Here is a 20,631-nt window from a genome sequence, read left to right as displayed (position 1 = left end):
CTTGGTCGAGTTCCCTTCCTTCGCCCATTTCCCTGGAAAAATCCAGCCTCTGGGCTGTCTGCACCATGGCGGGCCGGGGCATGCCCAGCTGGACCTGGCTGGACTGGACTGGGCCGGACTGGGCCGGACTGGGCCGGACTGGGTTGCAATGGGGGCACAACAGGTCTCTGTTTGCAAGCGGGCGCGAAATTGCGTAGAGCGAGCATGACGGCTGTTCGCCGCACTCTCCCAGATCCCGTCCGCACTAAGGAAGACAAGACGCCGATGATGCACACTCCGCCCAAGTACAATGCCATGCCCTACGACGAAAAGGCCCGGCTCATCGCCGCCCGGCTGCATGAAAAGCAGGCCGAGGAGATTTCCGGCCACCAGCTCAAGGGCTATTCCGCCGCCACGGACGCCATGCTCATCGCCACGGCCAAAACCCAGCGCCATGCCCAGGCCCTGGCCGACGCCCTGGGCGAACTGGCCAGGGAGCAGAGCCTGGAAGTGCTGGGCGTGGAAGGCTACAAGGCCGGCCAGTGGATTCTCATTGATATGAACGATGTGCTGGTCCACATCTTCATGGGTGAGATGCGCCGGCTCTTCAATCTGGAGGGCCTCTGGCTCCAGGTGCCGCGCATTACGTTCAATTTTTCGGAGACCCGGCCCCCCCTCCCCGAGCAAGGCGGACCTGCTGCGCAAAGCGGACAGGGCACGGCAGGCGACGCATGAACGCTTCCCCCGCTGCCGTGCATCCGGTGCTGCTGTTGATCCTCGATGGCTGCGGCCTGGCCCCTGACGGGCCCGGCAACGCCATCGCCCTGGCCAACACGCCCGTGCTGGACAGCCTGCTGCGCACCGCGCCCTGCGCCACCCTGGCCTGCTCCGGCCGCGAGGTGGGCCTGCCCGCCGGCTTCATGGGCAACTCCGAGGTGGGCCACATGAACCTGGGCGCCGGCCGCGTGGTGTACCAGGACATGACCCGCATCGACATGGCCATTGAGGACGGCTCCTTCAACGCCAATGCCGTCCTGCTGCAGCTGCTGGCCGACATCAAGGCCGCCGGCGGCCGGCTGCACTGCCTGGGCCTGCTCTCCGATGGCGGCGTGCACAGCCACAGCAGCCACCTGCGCGCCGTGCTTTCCCTGGCCAGGGCCCAGGGCGTGCCGGCTCTGGTGCACGTGTTCATGGATGGCCGGGACCAGCCCCCCACCGCCGGCCTGGGCGATATCCAGCGCCTGGAAGCCTTTATGCAGGAGCTGGGTTGGGGCGAGATCGTCAGCGTGACCGGCCGGTTCTGGGCCATGGACCGCGACAAGCGCTGGGAACGCGTGGAACGCTTCCATCGCGCCCTGACCCAGCCCGCCAGCCTGAGCGGCGCCGCCACAGCCACGGACGCTTCCGCCTTGGTCCAGGCTGCCTATGATTCCGGAACCACAGATGAATTCATCGAACCGCACGTGCTGGTCCAGGCCGATGGCCAACCCAGGGGCCTGCTGCGCGATGGCGATGGCATCTTCTTTCTCAACTTCCGGGCCGACCGGGCCCGCCAGTTGTGCCGGGCCATTTGGGACGACGCCTTCGACGCCTACCCCCGTCCGGTGCGGCCGGCGCTCTCCGGCTTCGCCACCATGACCCGCTATGAGGCCGCGCTGCCCCTGCCGGCTGCCTTTCCGCCGCAGGATCTTACCGGCGTGCTCGGGGAAATCGTCGCTTCCAAGGGATTGAAGCAGTTGCGCATCGCTGAAACGGAAAAGTACGCCCACGTGACCTACTTCTTTTCCGGCGGCCGCGAGGAGACCTTCCCCGGTGAGGATCGGGCTCTCGTGCCCAGCCCGCGCGAGGTGGCCACCTATGACCTCAAGCCCGAAATGAGCTGCCCCGAGGTCACCCGCCAGCTGGTAGAGGCCCTCACCGCCCGCAAACACGATCTGATTGTCTGCAATCTGGCCAACATGGATATGGTCGGTCACACTGGCAGCATCCCCGCGGCCATCCAGGCCGCCGAGACTGTGGACCAGTGCGTCGGCAGGATTCTGGAGGCGGCCCGCAGCCATGGCTGGCGCGTGCTGCTCACCGCAGACCACGGCAATGCCGAAGAAATGCTCGACGCCGCAGGCCAGCCCCAGACATCCCACAGCACCAATCCCGTGCCCCTGGCCCTCATTCTGCCCCATGGTGACCCGCTGGCCAATGGTACCGGCCCGTGCCCCCTGGCCGATGGTCGTCTGGGCGATGTGGCCCCCACCGTGCTGGAACTCATGGGTCTTGCCCGCGGCGACCAGATGACCGGCAACTCTCTGCTGCGCCCCGCCGCGCAGCCCTAGCCAGGAGCCACAGCATGAGCGACATCCGCAAACCCCTCACCCCCGTCAAACCCGTGGGCCTGGAGCTGGTCTTCTTCTACCCCTGCCCGCACTGCCAGCGCCAGGTGCCCCTGGTGGGCCCCACCCAGCCCTCCCTGGCCCAGTGCGACAGCTGCAAGGGGCAGTTCCCCATCGTCCCGGCTGACGAACGGACCCTGACCTTTCTCAAGATCATGCTCGCCAATGGCAAGGCCGGGATTGATCCGGACTTTCTGTAACGTAAAGAGAAACGTGCGGAGGGACGCTGTATGCAGCGTCCCTCCTGCCCCTGCCTGATGATGCAGCATGGGGCCACACCACGCGAGCGCGGCTGCGTCCTACGCAGACGCAGGGGGGCGGCATATGAAACACTATGTCGAGACCTCTGCACAACACCACCCGAACGACTCTTCGCCGAGGAAATGGCCCTCTCGGCCTCTGATTTTGGTCTAATCTGTCATCGTTTTCATCATTTTTCCCTCATTTTCATCATTCCTTCCAAATTTTGGACGCACCAGCCCCTCAAGTGCCCATCAACCGCACGGCTTTCTTCAAATTGAAGGCCATTCCCACCAGATACAGCTCGGCGCAGACCTTTTTCAGGCCCAGATAGCGCGCCCGGGCCAGGCCGTAGCCGCGTTTCCAGGTCCCGAACACCCGCTCCACGCCGCAGCGCACGCTGCTGATGAGCCGGTTGCGCAATCGTTCATAGGCCGTGAGCGGCGCGTGGCGGGTGGCCTTGTCCATGGTGGCGTCCTTGAGGCCGCGGGCCAGCAGCGCGTCGCGGTTGGCGCCGCTGGAATACCCCTTGTCGCCATAGACATAGGTCCCTGGAATAACATGGATTTCATCGAGCAGCGTTTCGAACTCGCGCATGTCTGACCGGTTGGCCGAGGTGGCGTGGCCGCCGAGGAAGAAGCCGTCGCGAGCATCGGTGGCGGCGTGGATTTTGTAGCCGTAATGACAGCGACGCCCCTTCTTGAGCCAGGCCGCGTCGGCATCGTCTGAAAAGCTGACCTTGACCGAACAGTCTGATTTCGCAGGGGATGCAGGTTGCTGTTCGGCCTCCTCCGCGCGATCCTCGGGCAGGATGTCGATGATTTTGCGCGGGCGGCGGGCAGATTCGACCACCGAGGCGTCGACCACGGTCCCCTCACGCACGAGCAGGCCCTTGGCTTCGAGCTGCTCGTTGAGGCGATCCAGAAGCTTATCGAGAATATTCAACTTGATCAGGCCGTTGCGAAATCGGCAGATGGTGGTTTCGTCGGGGACGTCACCCTCGAAGGACAGACCAACGAAGCGGATGAAGGAGAGGCGGTCGTAGAGGGCCTGCTCGGTGGCCGGGTCGCTGAGATTGTACCACCGTTGCAGGAGCAGAATCTTGAACATGGCCAGGGCCGGGTAGGCGGGGTTGCCCACGGCGTCGGCCTTGCGGGTAAGTTTCTTGTTCAAAAACGAACGGATAGGCCGCCAGTCGATGAGGGCGTCAATGTCGTCCAGGAAGGTGCGCTTGGTCTTGCGCCGGGCCATGAAGTAATCGCCAAGCAACGGGGCCTTGGGGCTGCGCTCTGCCATGTTATCCTCCTTGGGGTGAAGGAAGAATAGCAGATATCATGCTGGATTTGAAGAGAAAATATGCGGTGGCCGTGCAGAGGTCTCATGTCGGGTTGTGCGCCATTGCCAAGGATGAGACCCTGTATCTGGACGAGTGGGTGCGCTATCACATCGCCCTCGGTGTCAATCACATCCTGCTGTTCGACAATGACAGCGCCATCCCCATCCAGGAGACCCTGCGCGAGTGGGTGCGCGCCGGCTACGTCACAGTCGTGTCCCTGCCCGGCCGGGGGCGGCAACTGGAGAGCTACCAGATTGCCCTGGATACCTTTGGCCCCGACTGTGTCTGGCTGGGGATGTTGGATCTGGACGAATTCATTGTCCTCAAACGACACCTGCACCTGCAGGACTTTCTGCTGGACTATGAGCCATACGGCGCCGTGGGGCTGAACTGGCTGGCCTTTGGGACCTCCGGGCACCAGACACGGCCGGACACGCTGGTCACCAGGGCGTACACCATGCGTATGCCAGATGCGCATCCCCTGCATTTCCACATCAAATCCATCGTGCAGCCTGCCAAGGTGCTCCGGGCGGGCGCCAACCCCCACGCCATGTGGCTGGGGCCTGGATTTTACGCCGTCAATGAGCAGAAACACCCCATTCCCAACGGTTCCGGGTTCTCCTACTTCACCAATGCGCTTGCGCAGGTGAACCATTACGTCACCAAGTCCTGCGAAGAATACCACGCCAAAAAACGCCGGGGCAAGGCGGACGCCCCTGAAGGGGGGGACGGAGGTGGCAACGGGAGCACCGCCCCAGCGCCGCCGTTTGTTGGCAGTCAGGAAGATGACAGCATCCTGCAATGGCTGCACACGCAGAAGGATTATTTCTCGCAATCCCCGGAAGAATACCGCGCCCGGGATGTCTTTCACCGCGCCCGGTTCCAGGCGCCGGCGGCCATCGCCCTCGAGGTGGCCGAGGCGCTCAAGGACCACAATCTCGCCAGGGCCGCCTCCCTGGTGGCCGCCCTCACCGTGAGCGCTCCTGCGGAACTCGCCACGCCGGTCAAACTGAAATACCTGCGCGGCCAACGTCGGCTGGAATCCGCCCGGGATATCGCCGCGCACTTCTTCACCACGCACTACACCCCCGAAACCGCCCAGGAATACATGGCCGTGCTGCGCCGGCTGGGCGAGGCCGGCCTGGCGCACAACATTTCGGCATTCATGACGTTTCTGCAGCGGTTCCACAAGGTGGACGCCCCGAAGGCCTGAGCCGGCGGCGGCGGAGATCCCGGGTGTTTTCCTACCGAAACACGATGGTCTTGTTCTGGTGGACGATGATGCGGTCTTCAAGATGCAGCCGCACGGCCCGGGCCAGCACCTGGCGTTCGATATCCCGGCCCAGGGAGCGCAGATCCTCCACGCTCTGGCGATGGCTCACCCGGCTCACGTCCTGCTCGATGATGGGTCCGGCGTCCAGCTCTTCGGTCACGTAATGCGCCGTGGCGCCGATGAGTTTCACCCCGCGCTCCTTGGCCTGGCGGTACGGGTCTGCCCCCGGAAACGCCGGCAGAAAGGAGTGATGGATGTTGATGATGGCTTCGGGAAAGCGGGAAACCACGTCGGCGCTCAATATGCGCATGTACCGCGCCAGCACCACCAGATCCACCGTGCCATCCATCAGCTCCAGCATGCGGGCTTCTGCGGCGGCGCGGTCGGTCTGGGCTTCGGCAATGTAGTGGTACGGAATGCCGAAGGCCTCCACCGCTTCCTTGTGCACGGGATGGTTGCTCAGCACCATGGCCACAGTGCAATCCAGCTCCCCGCGGGACCAGCGCCACAACAGTTCCAGCAGGCAGTGCTCCTGGCCGGACACCAGCACCGCCACGCGCTTCTTCTCTGTACTGTAGGTGATGCTCCAGTCCATTTCAAAGCGTTGGGCCACCACCTGGGCAAAGGCGTTCTCAAAGGCCGGCCGCGTCATATCCAGATGCGGGGTCTGAAACTCCAGGCGCATGAAGAACACGCCGCCCTCGGGATCGGTGGAATACTGATCCAGAGAGGTGATGTTTGCGCCATGGGAATACAGAAAATTGCTCACGGCCGCGACAATGCCGGGCCGGTCCGCACAGGTGATGCGCAGCCGCGCACTGGAAGATTCGTTCATGATGGCAACAGTGGTGTGTAAGGGTGCATGAAGACGGGACACTTTGTCCGCATTCAGCCGGATGGTCAAGCCATTGGCCGGGAGGAATCTGCCTACAATCCACCCTGTTCTGCCAGCTGAAGCGCTGCCGTCTCCGGGCATGGCACCCACCGCCCGCGCCGGGTCGGGTGCTGCAGCGCCTGATCCAGGCGCCGGTTGAACTCCCGGCGCGAAATAGTCTGCGCGCCCATGGCCAGCATGTGCGGCGTGGCCTGCTGGCAATCGATGATCTCGAACTCCCAGTCCACCAGGGTACGGCACAGGGCGGCCAGGGCGGCCTTGGAGGCGTTGGGCCGGCAATGAAACATGGATTCCCCAAAAAACGCCCGCCCCAGGGAAACGCCGTACAGTCCGCCCACCAGCTGGCCATCCAGCCAGGTTTCCACGGAATGGCCAGTCCCGCGGCATGCAGGTTCTCGTACGCTGCGCGCATCTCGGGCACAATCCAGGTGCCCTCCTGCTCCGGCCGGGGGGTGCGGGCGCAGGCCTCAATCACCCGGGAAAAGGCCTGATCCATGGTCACCACATAGCCGCTGGTCTTGAGCGCACGGCAGAGGCGGCTGTTGAAGTGCAGGGATTCGGGAAACAGCACGCAGCGCGGGTCCGGCGTCCACCAGAGAATGGGGCTGCCAGGACCGTACCAGGGGAAAATGCCCTGCGTGTAGGCGGAGACGAGTCGCTGCAGGCTCAGGTCGCCGCCCACAGCCAGCAGCCCGTCGGCCTCGGCCTCTTCCGGGGCGGGAAAGACCAGACTGTCTCCGGCCAGGAAGTAAATGGCCATGGTTCAATCGATGGTGCGCTGCGCGGATATCCCCGCCAGGAGGCCCGAGGCTGCCCTCCTGGCGGGGGGATGGATGGGGTTAGACGCTTTCTTCCTCGGCCAGAGCGGGCATGGAGGGGCCTTCCGGCGCGTCTGCCGCAGACCGGCCTGGCTTCACCGGACACTTGCCCGACTCATAGGTGAACGTCAGCGGCCTGGCGTCCTTTGCGGTGTCTGGCGCGGCACCGGGCGCGGTGTCGGGCGCGGTGTCCACCAGCACCTTGCCACCCTTCTGCAGGCAGCCGAAGAGCAGTTCGCGGGCCAGCTCGTCCTTGATTTCGTTCTGAATGAGCCGTCCCATGGGCCGCGCGCCAAAGGCGGGGTCAAACCCGTGCTCGCCCAGCCACAGCCGGGCAGCGTGGGAAACTTCCACCACCACCTTGCTCTCCAGCATCTGCTCCTGCATTTCCCGCAGGAATTTATCCACAATCTTGAGCATGACCGGTTCGGTCAGCGGACCGAACTGGACCATGCCGTCCAGGCGGTTGCGAAACTCGGGGCTGAAGAGCCGCTCCAGGGCCTTTTTGCCCTTGTGGGCGGTCTCGGCCTTGGATTCGCTCATGCCAAAGCCCACGGAGGCGGCATTCATTTCCCGCGCGCCGGCGTTGGTGGTCATCAGCAGGATGACGTGGCGGAAGTCGGCCTTGCGGCCGTTGTTGTCCGTCAGGGTGGCGTAGTCCATCACCTGCAGGAGGATATTGAAGAGGTCCGGATGGGCCTTTTCAATTTCGTCAAGCAGCAGCACGGTATACGGGTGCTTGCGGATGGCGTCGGTCAAGAGGCCGCCCTGGTCAAAGCCAATGTACCCGGGAGGCGCGCCGATGAGCCGCGCCACGGCGTGGCCTTCCATGTATTCGCTCATGTCGAAACGCTGGAAGTTCACGCCCAGGCACTGGGCCAGCTGGCGGGCCAGCTCGGTCTTGCCCACGCCCGTGGGGCCATAGAGCAGAAAGGAGCCCGTGGGCCGGTTGGCCTGGCGCAGCCCGGCGCGGGAGCGCAGGATGGCCTTGCAGACGGTTTCCACGGCCTCGTCCTGCCCATACACCTGGGCCTTGATGTCATGTTCCAGGTGTTCCAGGCGATCCTTGTCCGAGGAGGTGATCCGCTGGACCGGGATGCGGGCCATGCGGGCCACGACCTTTTCCACCTCAGCCACGCTGATGACGTTCTTCTTGGCTCCGGACAGGCGGAAGCTGGCTCCGGCTTCGTCGATGACGTCAATGGCCTTGTCCGGCAGGAAGCGGTCGTTCACGTGGCGGGAGGAAAGCTCGGCCGCGGCGCGCAACCCTGGAATGGTGTAGCGCACGCCGTGGTGTTCTTCATAGTGTGATTTCAGGCCCTTGAGAATTTCCACACACTCGTCCACGGTCGGCTCGGCCACGTCGATTTTCTGGAAGCGGCGCGAGAGGGCGCGGTCCTTTTCGAAGTGGTTCTTGTACTCCTCATACGTGGTGGAGCCGATGCACTTGATGGCCCCGGAGGCCAGCACGGGCTTGAGGATATTCGAGGCGTCCAGAGTGCCGCCGGAGGTGGCTCCCGCGCCGATGATGGTATGGATTTCATCAATGAACAGAATGGCCCCGGGAATCTTCTCCAGCTCGCTGATGACGCCCTTCATGCGCACTTCGAAGTCGCCCCGGTACTTGGTGCCGGCCAGCAGCGCACCCATGTCCAGCTGCCAGACCGTGGCCGAACGGAAGGATTCGGGAGTCTCGCCGTTGACGATACGCAGGGCCAGGCCCTCGGCCAGGGCCGTCTTGCCCACGCCGGGGTCCCCCACGAAGAGCGGATTGTTCTTGCGGCGGCGGGCCAGCACCTGCAGGCAGCGCTCCAGCTCGGCATCGCGGCCGATGAGCGGATCCACCAGCCCCTGGCGGGCGCGTTCCACCAGATTCACGGTGAACTGTTCCAGGGCCTGGCCGTTCTTTTTCTTCTGGCCCTTCTGCTCGCCGGACTGACGGGGCTCCTGATTGCCCGGGGCGTTGGGCTCGGCGCGCCATTCGGTTTCCTTGGGCACACCGTGGGAGATGTACTCCAGGACGTCCAGCCGCGTGGCGCCGTGCGATTTGAGGAAATAGACGGCAAAGGAATCGTCTTCGTCGAAGATGGCCGCCAGCACATCCCCCACCTCGACCTTGTCCTTGCCCGAGGATTGCATCTGCAAAATGGCCCGCTGAAGCACCCGTTGCACGCCCAGGGTCTGCACCACTTCCGTGGCGGCATCGGGCATGACTTCCATGTGGTCGGCAAAGAAGCGCTCCAGCTGATGCTGCAGACGGACAATATCCACCCCGCAGTTCATGAGGATTTCCTTGCCGCTCTCCTCCTGCATCAAGGCATACAGGAGATGCTCCAGGGTGAGATATTCATGGTTGCGACGGCGGACTTCCCGCACGGCCACAGTCAACACATTTTCCAGTCGCCTGCTCAACATGGCGCCCTCGATTCCTGAACGGTGGTGCGAAAACTGCCGGGAATCACGCCTCCTCCATGGCGCAGCGCAAGGGGAAACCCTCGCTGCGCGCGCGAGCATGGACGATGCTCACCTTTGTCTCGGCAATCTCCGCCGGGTACACGCCGCAGACACCCTTGCCATGCTCATGGACCATGCGCATGATCCGGGTGGCTTCGGCTTCATTCTTCTTGAACACTTCTCGCAAAATGCGCACCACAAATTCCATGGTGGTGTAATCGTCATTAAGGAGCAGAACCTTGAACTGCCTGGGCTCCTGAAGGTTCTCCTCCAGGTTGACGTCTGGCGAAGCTCCTGGCTGATCAAAGGGTTCGGTCATGGTCATCACTCTTGGGTCGTGTACATTCGCGTTGCGGGAATTTCCCAGTTTGTCAGGTATAACGCCCCGATCACGGGTTGTCGAGTCCTGAAGATAGTGCGTGTCCATCATGGATGCAAGAGGCTGCGCCGGAGTTTGCTGCGAGCCGCACTGCTTCATGCACTTGCAGCAATCGCTTGCAAACGCCGGGCCTCGGCATCGGAAAAGATGAAAGAATCCTGCGGCGGCCGGCCGGCCCGGTGAAGGTGCGCAAGATTCAAGGCATGATAGGTCTGGTTGGTTCCGGCGGCGAGGTCCAGTCCCAGGGCCTCGCAGACGGCCACAAAGGCCTCCGCCGGACCCTCCAACTCCAGAAACGAGCCAAAGGGCAGGAGATCCAGCAGGCAGAGAACCCCGCCCAACTCCCAGGTTTCCCTGAGTTTCTGGTAACGGAATGCCTCCACATACCCCAAACCGGCCAGCACCTGACGCAGGGCCGCGGCATCGGCCACCGCTGTTTCATGCTCCTCCACCACCTTGAGCACCGCGCTGCCATCCGAGGTGGGGGCCTTGAAGGTCAACAGACAGCCGCCAGCCTGCCCATGGCCCGGCAATGCCTGGCGAATACGTAGCAACTGCCCTTTTTGCTTGAGCATTTTATCCGGGGTATCCCAGACGGCATTGTCTTCAAAGACCACATGCCGCCGGCAGGCTCCCAGTGCTTGCAGTCTGCGCCGCAAGGCGTCATGATCCACATCTGCAAACTTGGTTTCGACTTCCCTGGGCAACACTGCCTCCGGATTTACGGTTTATGTCAAACGAAATGACAAAAATGGAGAAATAATGCAGACCCTGTTCCTCTGCGGCATAGCCGGGGCCCTGGGAGCACTTTCCAGACTAGGCATTACGCGGCTCGTGCAGCGTCTGGCCGGGACAAACCTGCCCCTGGCCACGGCCGCAGTGAACCTGCTGGGCTGCTTCCTCTTCGGACTGCTCTGGGGGCTGCTCAACGACCGCTTCGCCGTCAGCGCTGGCGTCAAAACCGTCATCTTTACCGGATTTTTGGGCGCGCTGACGACTTTCTCCACTTATGCCTACGAAAACGTGGGACTTCTGGCCGAAGGGCGATTGTCTGTGGCGCTCCTGAATATCCTGGGCCAGAATGTCCTGGGCTTCTCCCTGGTGGCGCTGGGGCTGGCTCTGGCGCGCAATTGATTCGTACTCAGCAGGCAGCCGGCCGAATAAAACGGGAGCTACCGGCCCCAACCTTCCTTGCATTTTTTCAGTGCAAACGGGGCAATGTGGGTCAGTGGCAGGCTCTGACACACGCCGCCGGCCTTCACGGCCTCCTGGGGCATGCCGTACACCACGCAGCTGGCCTCGTCCTGGGCGATGGTCCAGGCGCCGGCGTCGAACATCTCACGCATGCCCTGGGCCCCGTCGTCACCCATGCCGGTCATGATGATGCCCAGGGCGTTCTTGCCGGCGTAACGCGCGGCGGAGCGGAACAGCACATCCACCGAAGGTCGATGCCGTTTGACCAGCGGCCCCTCACGCACTTCCACATGATACCGCGCCCCGCTGCGCTTGAGCAGCATGTGCCGGTTGCCCGGGGCGATGAGCGCCTGACCGCGAAGCATGGAGTCGCCATCCTCCGCCTCCTTGACCGTGATGGCGCACACGCTGTGCAGCCGGCGGGCAAAGGCGGCAGTGAAGTTTTCCGGCATGTGTTGCACGATGGCCACCGGAGGGCAATCCACGGGCAGGGCTTCCAGAAAAATTTTGAGTGCTTCCGTACCACCGGTGGAAGCGCCGACGATGATGCACTTTTCGGTGGTTTCGGCCATGGCCCGTGTGGGAGGTGCCTTGGCGATGACGGCGTCGGCCGAGAGTTTGGGCGCAACCTCCATGGCCGGAACCACCCGCTTGAGTCGAGCCGAGGCTGCCGCCTTGACGGCATCCACCAGACGGATCTTGGATTCCTCCAAAAACCGCCGGGTTTCCAGCTTGGGCTTGGTGATGATGTCCACCGCGCCGTATTCCAGGGCCCTGAGCGTGGTTTCGGCGCCAGCCTCGGCCAGGGTGGAACAGATGATTACCGGCAGCGGGTGCTGGGTCATGAGCTTTTTGAGGAAGGTAATGCCATCCATACGCGGCATTTCCACATCCAGGGTGATGACGTCCGGGACCACCTCCTCCATTTTTCTGGCAGCTGCAAAAGGATCCGCTGCCGAGCCGACCACTTCGATGGCAGGATCGCTTTCCAGGATGGATGTCAGCGTCTGGCGGACCAGTGCCGAGTCATCCACAATCAACACTTTGATTTTTTTGGTCATTATTCCCCCAAGAGGGTACCACTTCAGTCATCGTCGTTCGTGCGGGCAAAACGAGTGTAGACCGTCGGGGCCATTTGGCGCAGGGGCAGGTCCATGCCGGTAATGCTTTCGGAGTGCCCGATAAAGAGAAACCCGCCGCCGCGCAAGTTGCGGCAAAACTTGCGAAACAACACCTCCTGCGTGGGACGATCAAAATAAATGATCACGTTGCGGCAGAAAATAATGTCCATGGCCTCAGGAAGGGAGAAATCCTCCATGAAGTTGAGCCGCTGAAAGGTCACCATCTGTCGCAGCTCGGGTACCACGCGAACCAGCCCCCTGGAGCGGTCTTTGCTGCGAAGCAAGTATTTGTATTTAAGGGCGTTGGGCACTGGCGCCACGCGGTCTTCGTCATAAATGCCGGCCCTGGCTTTTTCCAGCGCCTGGGTGGAGATATCCGTGGCCAGGATGGAAAACCGGAACCCTGGCTCCCGCTCCCGGAATTCAGCCAGGACCATGGCCAGGGTGTATGGCTCCATGCCAATGGAGCAGCCTGCGCTCCAGATGCGCAGGACCCGGCCGCGGCAAGGTCCGGAAGACAGCCGTGGCAGCAGTTCGCGGCTCAGCAGTTCGAAGTGCTTGGGTTCCCGGAAAAAATCCGTGGTGTTGGTGGTCACCACATCAATGAGCTGGTGCAGCTCCGCAGCCATGCCGGCTGGGCTGAAGAGATAATCGCAGTAGCATTTGTAATCAGGCATTTTGAGGATGCGCAGGCGCTTGAGCAGCCTGGCTTCCAGCATGGTCTTCTTGCCTGGGGGCATCTTGATGCCCACTTCCTTGTAAATAAAGCTGGCAAGACGCGTAAATTCAGAATCATTGAGCAAACCCATTCACCCTCCCCCACGAGCCCTCAACGCGACGCTGCCGAAACGATTTGCAGCAGCTGCGGAATGTCGAGAATCAAGGCCATGCTGCCATCGCCCTTGATGGTGGCGCCGGAAATGCCCTGTACATCGCGGAACACGCGTCCCAGACTCTTGATGACCGTCTGCATCTCCCCAATGACCGTATCCACAACAATTCCAACGCGCTGCCCCTGAGAACGCACTACCACGATCTGTTCGATCTCAGGCGCCGCCCCCGGCACGGCAAACCATTTGCGCAGACTGATGTACGGGACGATTTCCCCGCGCAGGTTGACGATTTGCTCCCGGGAATCATCCCGCGCCCCCACCTTGCGGGCCAGCTCAATGCATTCCTCCACGTGCGTGAGCGGAATGACGAAATACTCGCTCCCCACCTGGATTTCCAACCCCTCGATAATGGCCAGGGTCAGGGGCAGCTTGATGGTGATGGAGGTGCCTTGCGCCGGCACGGAGCGGACTTCGATGGTCCCGCGCAGGGCCTCAATGGAGCGCTTGACCACATCCATGCCCACGCCCCGGCCGGAAACATTTGTGATGGCGGCGGCGGTGGAGAAGCCGGGCTGGAAGATGCAGTCGTAAATCTCTGCCTCGGTCAGCTCGGCATCCGCAGAAATGATGCCGCGCTCCACGGCCTTGGCCCGGACACGCTCCTTGTCGATCCCCTGGCCGTCATCATTGATGTGGATATGCACCTCGCCGCCGGAGTGCTCGGCCACCAGCCTCACAGACCCCCGCCGGGATTTGCCGGCAGCTTCCCGCACGTCCGGCAGTTCGATGCCGTGGTCGATGGAATTGCGCAGCAAATGCACCAGGGGGTCGCCCAGACGCTCGATGACGGTCTTGTCCAGCTCCGTCTCCTCGCCGCGCATTTCAAGATCAATTTCCTTGCCCAGCTCTTCGGAGAGGTCCCGCACCAGGCGGCGGAATTTGCTGAAGGTGGCACCGATGGGCAGCATGCGGATGCCCAGGGTGGTGTCGCGCAGGTTGTCGCACAGCCGCTCCAGCTCCTCAGACAGGGTGATGAGGATGGGATCGCGCTGTTGCTGCACCACCTGATTGATGCGTGCCTGCACAATGACCATTTCCCCCACCAGATCCACCAGAAAGTCCAGTTTGGACGCCGCCACGCGAATGCTGGCGGCCATGGCGTCCTGGCGATCCGCAGTCTGGGTTTCCGCCGCGGCCTTGCGCTCCTGGCGCATGGCCCGGGTGATCTGTTGTTCGGCCAGGGCCGAGGCCACCTGCTCGTGGCTCACCACGCCGGCATCAGCCAGCATTTCGCCCAGCGGCTTTTTGGCAGCCAGCACTGCCGCCAGATCCTGCGGCCGGATATCGCCCCGGTCCAGCAGGATTTCCCCGATTTTCTTGTCCGTGGCTTCGTCGTCATCGTTTGTTTCCAGGGCGCGGATAACGATTTCCGCATCCTCTTCCACAAAGATGAAGACATCCTGAATGGCTTCCAGCGTGGCCGTTGTGGTCAGGATGATGTCCCAGCGGATGCGGATCTCTTCCGGGGCCAGATCCTCCAGGCGGTCCACGTCCTGCACGTACGGGAAGACCTGCAACGTGCCCAGTTCCGCCAGCTCTTCCAGCAATCCAAGCGGGTTGGCGCCAGTGAACAGCATGTCGGCCTTGGGGACGAAGCGGATGCTCCAGACAACCTGGGACGCGCCCGCGGCACCCGGCGCAACAGGTCCTTGTTTGCTCGTGGCCTGGGCCTGGTGTTCCTTGGGCAGCCAGAGGCGAAACCGCGCCGCCAGCGCGTGGCTGCGGGTCAGATCCGCCTGGCGGGACTCAATGCCCGCCGCCAGCAGTTCGCCAATAACATCCTTGGCCTGCAGCGTCAGGCTTAACAGTTCCTTGGTAATCGGGAGCTTGCCTCCGCGAACCAGGTCAAAGACGTTTTCCACATCGTGGGTGAAGGTGGCGATGTCGTCAAACCCGAACATCGCCCCGGACCCTTTGATGGTGTGCAGCGCCCGAAACACCCGATCGATCAGCGGTTGGTCTTGCGGCGCGTCTTCAAGCTCCAGCAGCGCCGCTTCCAGCTCGGCCAACAACTCCTGGGCTTCTTCGCCATAGGCGTGCCTGTGTCGTGCATCGACAAAGGAGGATGAGGCCATGCATTTTCTCCAGGCTGACGAATTCGACTACCGAAGCAGTTTTTGCACCACTGCCAGCAACTGCTCCGGCTTGAATGGTTTGACCACCCAGCCGGTGGCGCCTGCGGTTTTGCCTTCCTGCTTTTTCCCGGCCTGGGACTCTGTCGTCAGCATGATAATGGGAATGAACTTGAACTGCGCCTTGGTGCGGACCTGGGTAATGAACTCGATGCCGTCCATGTTGGGCATGTTCAGGTCGGTGATGATCATGCTGACGGCCGAGGTGAGCTTGCTCAGGCCATCTTTGCCGTCCGTCGCCTCGATGACGTCATAGCCCGCATTTTTCAAGGTGAAGCTCACCATCTGACGCACACTTGCCGAATCATCCACGGTCATGATCGTCTTACCCATACTCTCATCCTTGACCAGTTAAAAGAGTTCCACTCCATCCAGCAGATCTTCCTCAGAGCTGGCGCCCGCGCCATCGTCTTGAGCAAGCCCAAGATGGATCTGTCGTTCAATTTCCATGGTATATCTTCCGAGCATGGCCTCCAGTCGTGCCGAATGCCGTCCCAGCTCGCCTTCGGGGGCAAGGGTGCGGCACTTGCGCTGCCAGGAGGCCAGCATTGCGGCGCTTTCCCGCAGCTGGGCCGCCACTTCGTGATGCATGGTCAGCCGTGCAGCAAGATTGCCGATTTCCCTGGAAACCGCATGGCCGGCGGCTCCGATTTCACCTGTCAGGCTGGTGGTCTCTTCATCCACTGCGGTCAGGCCTTTGAGCAGCACGCCCAGGCGGGCCAGCACTTCCTCCACCCGGACTTCCTCGCGAAAGCGTGCGGAGTTGGCCCGCAGAATTTCTGAGGAAGTGGCCACTCCGCTCAAGGCCTGGGAAATGGCTTCGGTTTGCAGCCGTGCGGCGTGGGAGAGGGACTGGATGGACTGGGCCAGCACCCCCATCGCCTTGCCTTTGTCCCCGGTGTGGGCGGCCTTGACGCTGGCATTCAGGGCAATGAGCTCGATGGAGGCGCCAACTTCTTCCACATCTTCCAAAAACACGCCCATTTCCTGGATGGTCCGCGTCACGCGGTCCATGATCTCCCCTTTGGCCTCGCCTTGCGCCACAAACTCCCGCATGGACTGCATCACATTGGACACAGAGTTTTCGATGTGCTGCAGCGCCGTGCACTGGCTGCCGCGGAAGGCAGAGGCAGAATCGGCGCGCACCTCGGCCAGCTCGGTCCCGAGATTTTCCAGCACATCCGCCACACTGCGCAGGCGGCCGGCAAACGCGTCCACAGCCTGCACAAAGCGGTCGCTCGCCGCCTCGATCTGGCGCACTTCCATACCGCACAACTCGGCCATGAAGGCCAACAGCTCCGAGTCGGATTCTTCCAGCTCCTGCCCATCTGCCAGGTGCGCGTTGACCATCTGGAGCATGTCCTGAATGCCCTGCTCCACATGCTCCACCTGTTGCCGGGTGATGTCATGAAACTGCAGGGAGGAAACAGCCTGGCCGATATGCTGGTAGGCCTCCCGGATTCTCTCTTCAATGGCCTGGGACAAGGCCTGGGACTTTTTGGGCCAGCTCCATCAGCGTGTCCAGGTTTCTCTGCACCTGGGCGCTGACTTCCTCAGAAAACCTGCGCTGCCCCGCAAGCATTTGCTGTGCCTGCTGCATGGCCATGGCGGCCATGGCATCCAGGGTTTCTGACTGCCGCAAGATGGAGTCGGATTGTTTGCCGATGGCAACAGCCAGTTTTTCCACATCATCGGCCAGGGTGCCGAACCCGCGGCCGTCTGCGCCCAGACGAGCGGACTCAATGCGCGTGGAAATACCAAGCATATGTAAATGCTTAACAATTCTCTTAAAACTCCCCAGCTGTTCGCCAAGACGAGCCAGTTCTTCGCGAATGGCCTTGAGGGCGGATTCGTTCTCTGCGCCTGCCGTCAGGGCCAGGAGCTCTTGCATGCGGTGCAACTCAAGGGTCAGCTCGGAGCCGAAACTCTGCAGGGCGTCATGGGAGGTCAGGCCGGTCAAAAACTCCGCCTGCTCCACAATCTCTTCCACCCTGCCGGCCACCCGCTGCAGCGCCCCCCCAAGCTCCAGAAATTCGTGCTCGCGTGGCGCCACAGCCCGCGACAGCCGCCCGCACACAACGTCTGCATCCGAATGCACTTGCCCCAAAAACGCTTTGACCGCGTTGAGCTCCACGGGATGTTTCCCAGCGGTTGCTTCCACTACATGCTCCGTTCAACTGGAGAGTGAGGCGAGACGTCTCCCCGTTCACGATTCGGCTGTTCAATTTTGCCTCAGGAAGGCTGCCCCTGCTGGCTGACTGCCGGCACGCATCCTGATTGTGAACATTAATACATACACCCTAGAGGATTAGCAAGAAAAAGCCCTCAGGATGCGGCGGTTCACGCCCGGCGGGATGTCTTCCTGGCTCCGAACAGCACTTCCTGCAGTGTAGACAAGGTGTTAACGGTTTGCGCCTCCGGCACGCCCGGAGCGGCAAAAATGGGGGCCAACCCTAGCCGCCGGGCCTGGTGCATACGCAACTCCTGCCCTGCCACGGGGCGAATCCGGCCATTGAGATCCACCTCGCCAAAAAAAACAGCCTGTTCGGGCAGGGGTTGATCATAGTGCGAGGAGAGAATGGCCGCACACAGGGCGAGATCAAATCCAGGATCCTGCAGCTTGAAGCCCCCGCCCACCTTGGCATACACATCCTGCTGCCCAAAGGAGAGGCCGAGCCGTTTTTCCAGCACGGCAAGCAGCAGGTGCAGCCGGTTCACGTCCAGCCCCAGCGCGGTACGGCGCGGAATGGAGAGCCAGCTGTGGGCCACCAGGGCCTGGGCTTCCAGGGCAAAGGCCCGCTGCCCGTCAATGGCCATGGCCAGGGCCGCGCCGGAGAGTCCGGCCTCCCGGGATTCCAGGAACAGGGCCGCCGGGTCCTCCACCGGAGCCAGCCCCTGCCCTTGCATGGCAAACACGGCCACGTCCAGACTGGGGCCAAACCGGTTCTTGAGCACACGCAAGAGCCGGTAGCAATGGGTGCGGTCTCCTTCCAGGGAAAGCACGCAATCCACCATATGCTCCAGCAGTTTGGGGCCGGCAATCTGCCCTTCCTTGGTCACGTGGCCCACAAACAGCACGCAGGCCCCCAGCCGCCGGGCCAGGTCAATGCCCTCGGCAGCCACGGCCCGCACCTGGGACACACTGCCGGGCAGGCCCTCTGCCTGGGAGGAAACCACGGTTTGAACCGAGTCCAGCACCACCAGGGAGACATCGCCGGCAGCCTCCGCGGCCTGCCAGATCTCCTCGGCGCTGGCTGTGCTCAGGGCGAGCAGGGAATCGGCCAGACACCCCAGGCGTTCCGCCCGGCGCTTGAGCTGGGGCAGGCCTTCTTCGCCAGAAGCATAGAGCACCGTCCGTCCGGATCTGGCCACCGCCCCGGCCACCTGCAAGAGCAAGGTGGACTTGCCCACGCCCGGCTCGCCAGCCATGAGCAGCGTGCTTCCGCCCACCAGCCCCTGCCCCAGAAGGGCATCGAGCACGGGCATGCCGGCGGAGAAATGTTGCTGGGAGGAAAAATCGACAGCGGCCAGCGCCTGGGGCCGGCCGGCAGTACCAGGACTGCCTACCGCAGCGGCCCGCCGGCCTCCGGAGGGGGCTGGCGTTTCCAGCCGCTCCTCCATTGTGTTCCAGGCCTCGCAGCGCGGACACTGCCCCTGCCAGCGCGGGGACACGCTCCCACAACTGGCGCAGACATACACGCGGCGAGGTTTCATGAATCCTGGGCCTGCTACTGCTTGGGGACGGCCTTGGCGTCCACAATCACCACCTGGTACTCTTTGACGGACTGGGCGGGATTGTAGAAAATCACCATGAACGGTGCAGAGGCACCGGGCTTGATATTGGTATTCTGCGTGGTGATGCCCACGGGATTGTTGAGCGCCTTTTCCAGCTCCTCCCTGGTCAGCTGTTGCAGCTGGAAGAGAGAGATGGCATTGCCAATGAGCTGCTGCTTGGTGTCCAGACGCACACCACCCTCATCGTACAGATTGGCTTCCACCTTGATCAGCTCGCGAGGCTCGGGGCTGTTGTTGACCACCAGCCCCTGAATGACCAGCAGTTCACCAATCTTTTCGTTTTTGACAAAATGCTGCTCCGCATCCTTGAGCTCAAGATTCTTGACCATATCCTGGTTGATCTTGGGCTCGCTCTGGTCGCCATCGCCCGCGGCATGCTTGCCGGCACTCGGATCGCCAAGCAGCTCCAGAATGGGCCTGGGCAGCATGTCCGGCGCAAAGAACCAAGCCAGCACCCCGGCGGCCGTGATCGCCAGAAAAATGAACAGAAACAAGGAAATCGCCAGCTTGACCGGGGATTTTTTCCGCGGCTGGCCCTTGCTGGGAATGGTCAGCTTCTGGGTGGGCTTGGGCAGGGGCGGCGCGGAGTCAATATTGTAGGGGTCCTCCTGCGTCATCTGCTGCGCAAACATGTTTTGGAAGGTCTCTTCCGCATTGGCGCCGGGCTTTTCGCCAGGAGCACGAGTCTCGAAATCAAAGGGAGAGGGCCCGTCGCTCTGCCCACCTTTGATGATGGCAGCATCCGGCGAAAAACCTGGCAGGCCAAGGCCGTCGTCTTCGCTGGAGCCGTCAAAAAAATCACGCGGCTCGGCTGCAGGACGACGCGGCGCCGCCTCGGGCTGCGTGGCGGGCCCAGGTTGCTGAACCGGTTGCTGAACCGGTTGCTGAACTGGCTGCCGAATTGGCTGGCGCGCTGGCTGTTGCGCTGGTGCGGGGCTGGGGGCGGCCTGTTGCGGGGCCTGGGCCGAAACTGGTGGAGCGACTTGAGCTGCAGTGGGCGCAGCCTGGGGTCCACGAGTCATGGGGAAGACGTGCTTGCATTTGGAGCAGCGAACCTTGCGGCCTTCCTGGAACTTTTCGTCGGGCAGATTGAATCGGCTCTCGCAATTTGGGCACTTGATGATCATGTGGTCATTCCCATGTCGTCATTCCATGGTCGTTATTCCATGGAGAGGCGTTTCCGGACGCGCCGCAACAGCGGGCTACGCCTGGGGATCGAGGATGTGGATGGCTTCCAGGTGACGCAGGCCTTCTGCAAAATCCAGGCCATAACCAACAATAAACCCCTGTTCCACCACAAAGCCTGCATAGGCTACATCCACTGGCACTTCGCGCCGCTCTCGTTTGTCCAGCAGCGAACAGATCTTCAGGGAGGCAGGATTGCGAGTGGCCAGCAAATCCAGCACGCAGCGCATGGAGTGGCCAGTGTCGATGATGTCTTCCACAATCAGCACGTGTTTGCCTGCAATATCCGTTTCCAGATCAAGCAAAAGGCGCACATTCATCTCACGCGAGACACTGCAACCATAGCTTGCAATGCGCATGAAATCAATAGTGGTATCCCGGCCAATAGCCCGCAACAGGTCGGCAAAAAAGATGACGGCGCCCTTGAGCACACACACCGTCACCAGCGGCTCGTCCTTGTAGTCCTGACGAATGGCCTCGCCGAGCTCGCGAATGCGGGCGGCGATCTGTTCTTTGGATATCAGTTCCGTCATCGTATGCATCATGTCTG

Annotated in this window: 19 protein-coding genes and 2 pseudogenes; 5 read left to right on the top strand and 16 right to left on the bottom strand. The window is 62.2% G+C overall.

From position 1 onward, the window contains the following. Positions 1-204: 204 nt before the first annotated feature. Genes rsfS through ACYQ00_RS10125 form a run of 3 tightly spaced genes read left to right on the top strand, consistent with a single transcriptional unit; the run spans position 205 to position 2,566 of the window. A complete protein-coding gene (gene rsfS, locus ACYQ00_RS10135; protein ID WP_460032014.1) occupies positions 205-714 on the top strand; it encodes a ribosome silencing factor in 510 nt (169 codons plus the stop codon). Then, positions 711-2,309 (top strand): 2,3-bisphosphoglycerate-independent phosphoglycerate mutase, encoded by a 1,599-nt coding sequence (gene gpmI, locus ACYQ00_RS10130; RefSeq protein ID WP_460032013.1) that lies wholly within the window; start codon positions 711-713, stop codon positions 2,307-2,309. Before rsfS ends, gpmI begins: the two co-directional genes overlap by 4 nt. A gap of 14 nt (positions 2,310-2,323) precedes the next feature. Next, positions 2,324-2,566: a hypothetical protein gene (locus ACYQ00_RS10125; RefSeq protein WP_021762294.1), complete on the top strand. Its 243-nt coding sequence runs from the start codon at positions 2,324-2,326 to the stop codon at positions 2,564-2,566. Between the two features lie 283 nt (positions 2,567-2,849). On the opposite strand, the gene ACYQ00_RS10120 is transcribed toward ACYQ00_RS10125, so the two are convergent. Continuing rightward, positions 2,850-3,902, bottom strand: a complete 1,053-nt coding sequence (locus ACYQ00_RS10120) for an IS5 family transposase (RefSeq protein ID WP_460030289.1) — start codon at positions 3,900-3,902, stop codon at positions 2,850-2,852. A gap of 38 nt (positions 3,903-3,940) precedes the next feature. Here ACYQ00_RS10120 and ACYQ00_RS10115 point away from each other — a divergent pair, with 38 nt between their 5' ends. Next, positions 3,941-5,155 carry a glycosyltransferase family 92 protein gene (locus ACYQ00_RS10115; RefSeq protein ID WP_460032012.1) on the top strand — a complete coding sequence of 405 codons (1,215 nt, stop codon included), beginning with the start codon at positions 3,941-3,943 and terminating at the stop codon, positions 5,153-5,155. 31 nt (positions 5,156-5,186) lie between these two features. Here ACYQ00_RS10115 and purU read toward each other — a convergent pair whose 3' ends face one another. From purU to ACYQ00_RS10090, 5 genes and pseudogenes are all read right to left on the bottom strand, one after another. Further along, positions 5,187-6,050, bottom strand: a complete 864-nt coding sequence (purU, locus tag ACYQ00_RS10110; protein WP_460032011.1) for a formyltetrahydrofolate deformylase — start codon at positions 6,048-6,050, stop codon at positions 5,187-5,189. A 92-nt stretch (positions 6,051-6,142) separates the two neighbouring features. Continuing rightward, positions 6,143-6,870 (bottom strand): annotated as a pseudogene (aat, locus tag ACYQ00_RS10105) (leucyl/phenylalanyl-tRNA--protein transferase). Positions 6,871-6,949: 79 nt separating this feature from the next. Beyond that, a complete protein-coding gene (clpA, locus tag ACYQ00_RS10100) occupies positions 6,950-9,343 on the bottom strand; it encodes an ATP-dependent Clp protease ATP-binding subunit ClpA (RefSeq protein ID WP_460032010.1) in 2,394 nt (797 codons plus the stop codon). A 43-nt stretch (positions 9,344-9,386) separates the two neighbouring features. Continuing rightward, entirely contained in the window at positions 9,387-9,701 is a 315-nt protein-coding gene (clpS, locus tag ACYQ00_RS10095; RefSeq protein ID WP_460032009.1) for an ATP-dependent Clp protease adapter ClpS, read from the bottom strand. Positions 9,702-9,856: 155 nt separating this feature from the next. Then, on the bottom strand, positions 9,857-10,468 hold the full coding sequence (locus ACYQ00_RS10090; protein ID WP_460032008.1) for a class IV adenylate cyclase: 612 nt from the start codon (positions 10,466-10,468) through the stop codon (positions 9,857-9,859). Between the two features lie 55 nt (positions 10,469-10,523). On the opposite strand from ACYQ00_RS10090, the gene crcB reads away from it, so the two are divergent. Next, positions 10,524-10,895: a fluoride efflux transporter CrcB gene (crcB, locus tag ACYQ00_RS10085; RefSeq protein WP_460032007.1), complete on the top strand. Its 372-nt coding sequence runs from the start codon at positions 10,524-10,526 to the stop codon at positions 10,893-10,895. A gap of 38 nt (positions 10,896-10,933) precedes the next feature. Here crcB and ACYQ00_RS10080 read toward each other — a convergent pair whose 3' ends face one another. From ACYQ00_RS10080 to hpt, 10 genes and pseudogenes are all read right to left on the bottom strand, one after another. Further along, entirely contained in the window at positions 10,934-12,016 is a 1,083-nt protein-coding gene (locus ACYQ00_RS10080; protein WP_460032006.1) for a protein-glutamate methylesterase/protein-glutamine glutaminase, read from the bottom strand. 23 nt (positions 12,017-12,039) lie between these two features. Continuing rightward, the gene (locus ACYQ00_RS10075; protein WP_460032005.1) at positions 12,040-12,885 is read right to left on the bottom strand and encodes a CheR family methyltransferase; all 846 of its coding nucleotides are present in this window, start codon (positions 12,883-12,885) and stop codon (positions 12,040-12,042) included. Positions 12,886-12,905: 20 nt separating this feature from the next. Continuing rightward, positions 12,906-15,044, bottom strand: a complete 2,139-nt coding sequence (locus ACYQ00_RS10070) for a chemotaxis protein CheA (protein WP_460032004.1) — start codon at positions 15,042-15,044, stop codon at positions 12,906-12,908. A gap of 27 nt (positions 15,045-15,071) precedes the next feature. After that, positions 15,072-15,434, bottom strand: coding sequence for a response regulator (locus ACYQ00_RS10065; RefSeq protein WP_460032003.1), 363 nt, complete (start codon positions 15,432-15,434; stop codon positions 15,072-15,074). Between the two features lie 18 nt (positions 15,435-15,452). After that, positions 15,453-16,586 carry a hypothetical protein gene (locus ACYQ00_RS10060; RefSeq protein WP_460032002.1) on the bottom strand — a complete coding sequence of 378 codons (1,134 nt, stop codon included), beginning with the start codon at positions 16,584-16,586 and terminating at the stop codon, positions 15,453-15,455. Beyond that, entirely contained in the window at positions 16,570-17,262 is a 693-nt protein-coding gene (locus tag ACYQ00_RS10055; RefSeq protein WP_460032001.1) for a hypothetical protein, read from the bottom strand. The genes ACYQ00_RS10060 and ACYQ00_RS10055 overlap by 17 nt, the downstream gene beginning before the upstream one ends. A gap of 179 nt (positions 17,263-17,441) precedes the next feature. Then, positions 17,442-18,815: a DNA repair protein RadA gene (gene radA / locus ACYQ00_RS10050; RefSeq protein WP_460032000.1), complete on the bottom strand. Its 1,374-nt coding sequence runs from the start codon at positions 18,813-18,815 to the stop codon at positions 17,442-17,444. Between the two features lie 14 nt (positions 18,816-18,829). Continuing rightward, positions 18,830-19,528 carry a DUF3426 domain-containing protein gene (locus ACYQ00_RS10045; RefSeq protein ID WP_460032507.1) on the bottom strand — a complete coding sequence of 233 codons (699 nt, stop codon included), beginning with the start codon at positions 19,526-19,528 and terminating at the stop codon, positions 18,830-18,832. A 402-nt stretch (positions 19,529-19,930) separates the two neighbouring features. Then, positions 19,931-20,023, bottom strand: a pseudogene (locus ACYQ00_RS10040) (zinc-ribbon domain-containing protein); the annotation flags it as partial. A 75-nt stretch (positions 20,024-20,098) separates the two neighbouring features. Continuing rightward, positions 20,099-20,626, bottom strand: coding sequence for a hypoxanthine phosphoribosyltransferase (gene hpt, locus ACYQ00_RS10035; protein WP_460031999.1), 528 nt, complete (start codon positions 20,624-20,626; stop codon positions 20,099-20,101). Positions 20,627-20,631 lie beyond the last annotated feature (5 nt).

It is taken from the genome of Megalodesulfovibrio paquesii (assembly GCF_054653055.1).
Note: the sequence above shows the minus strand (reverse complement) of the source record. Positions and strands in the feature narration are given on the sequence as shown.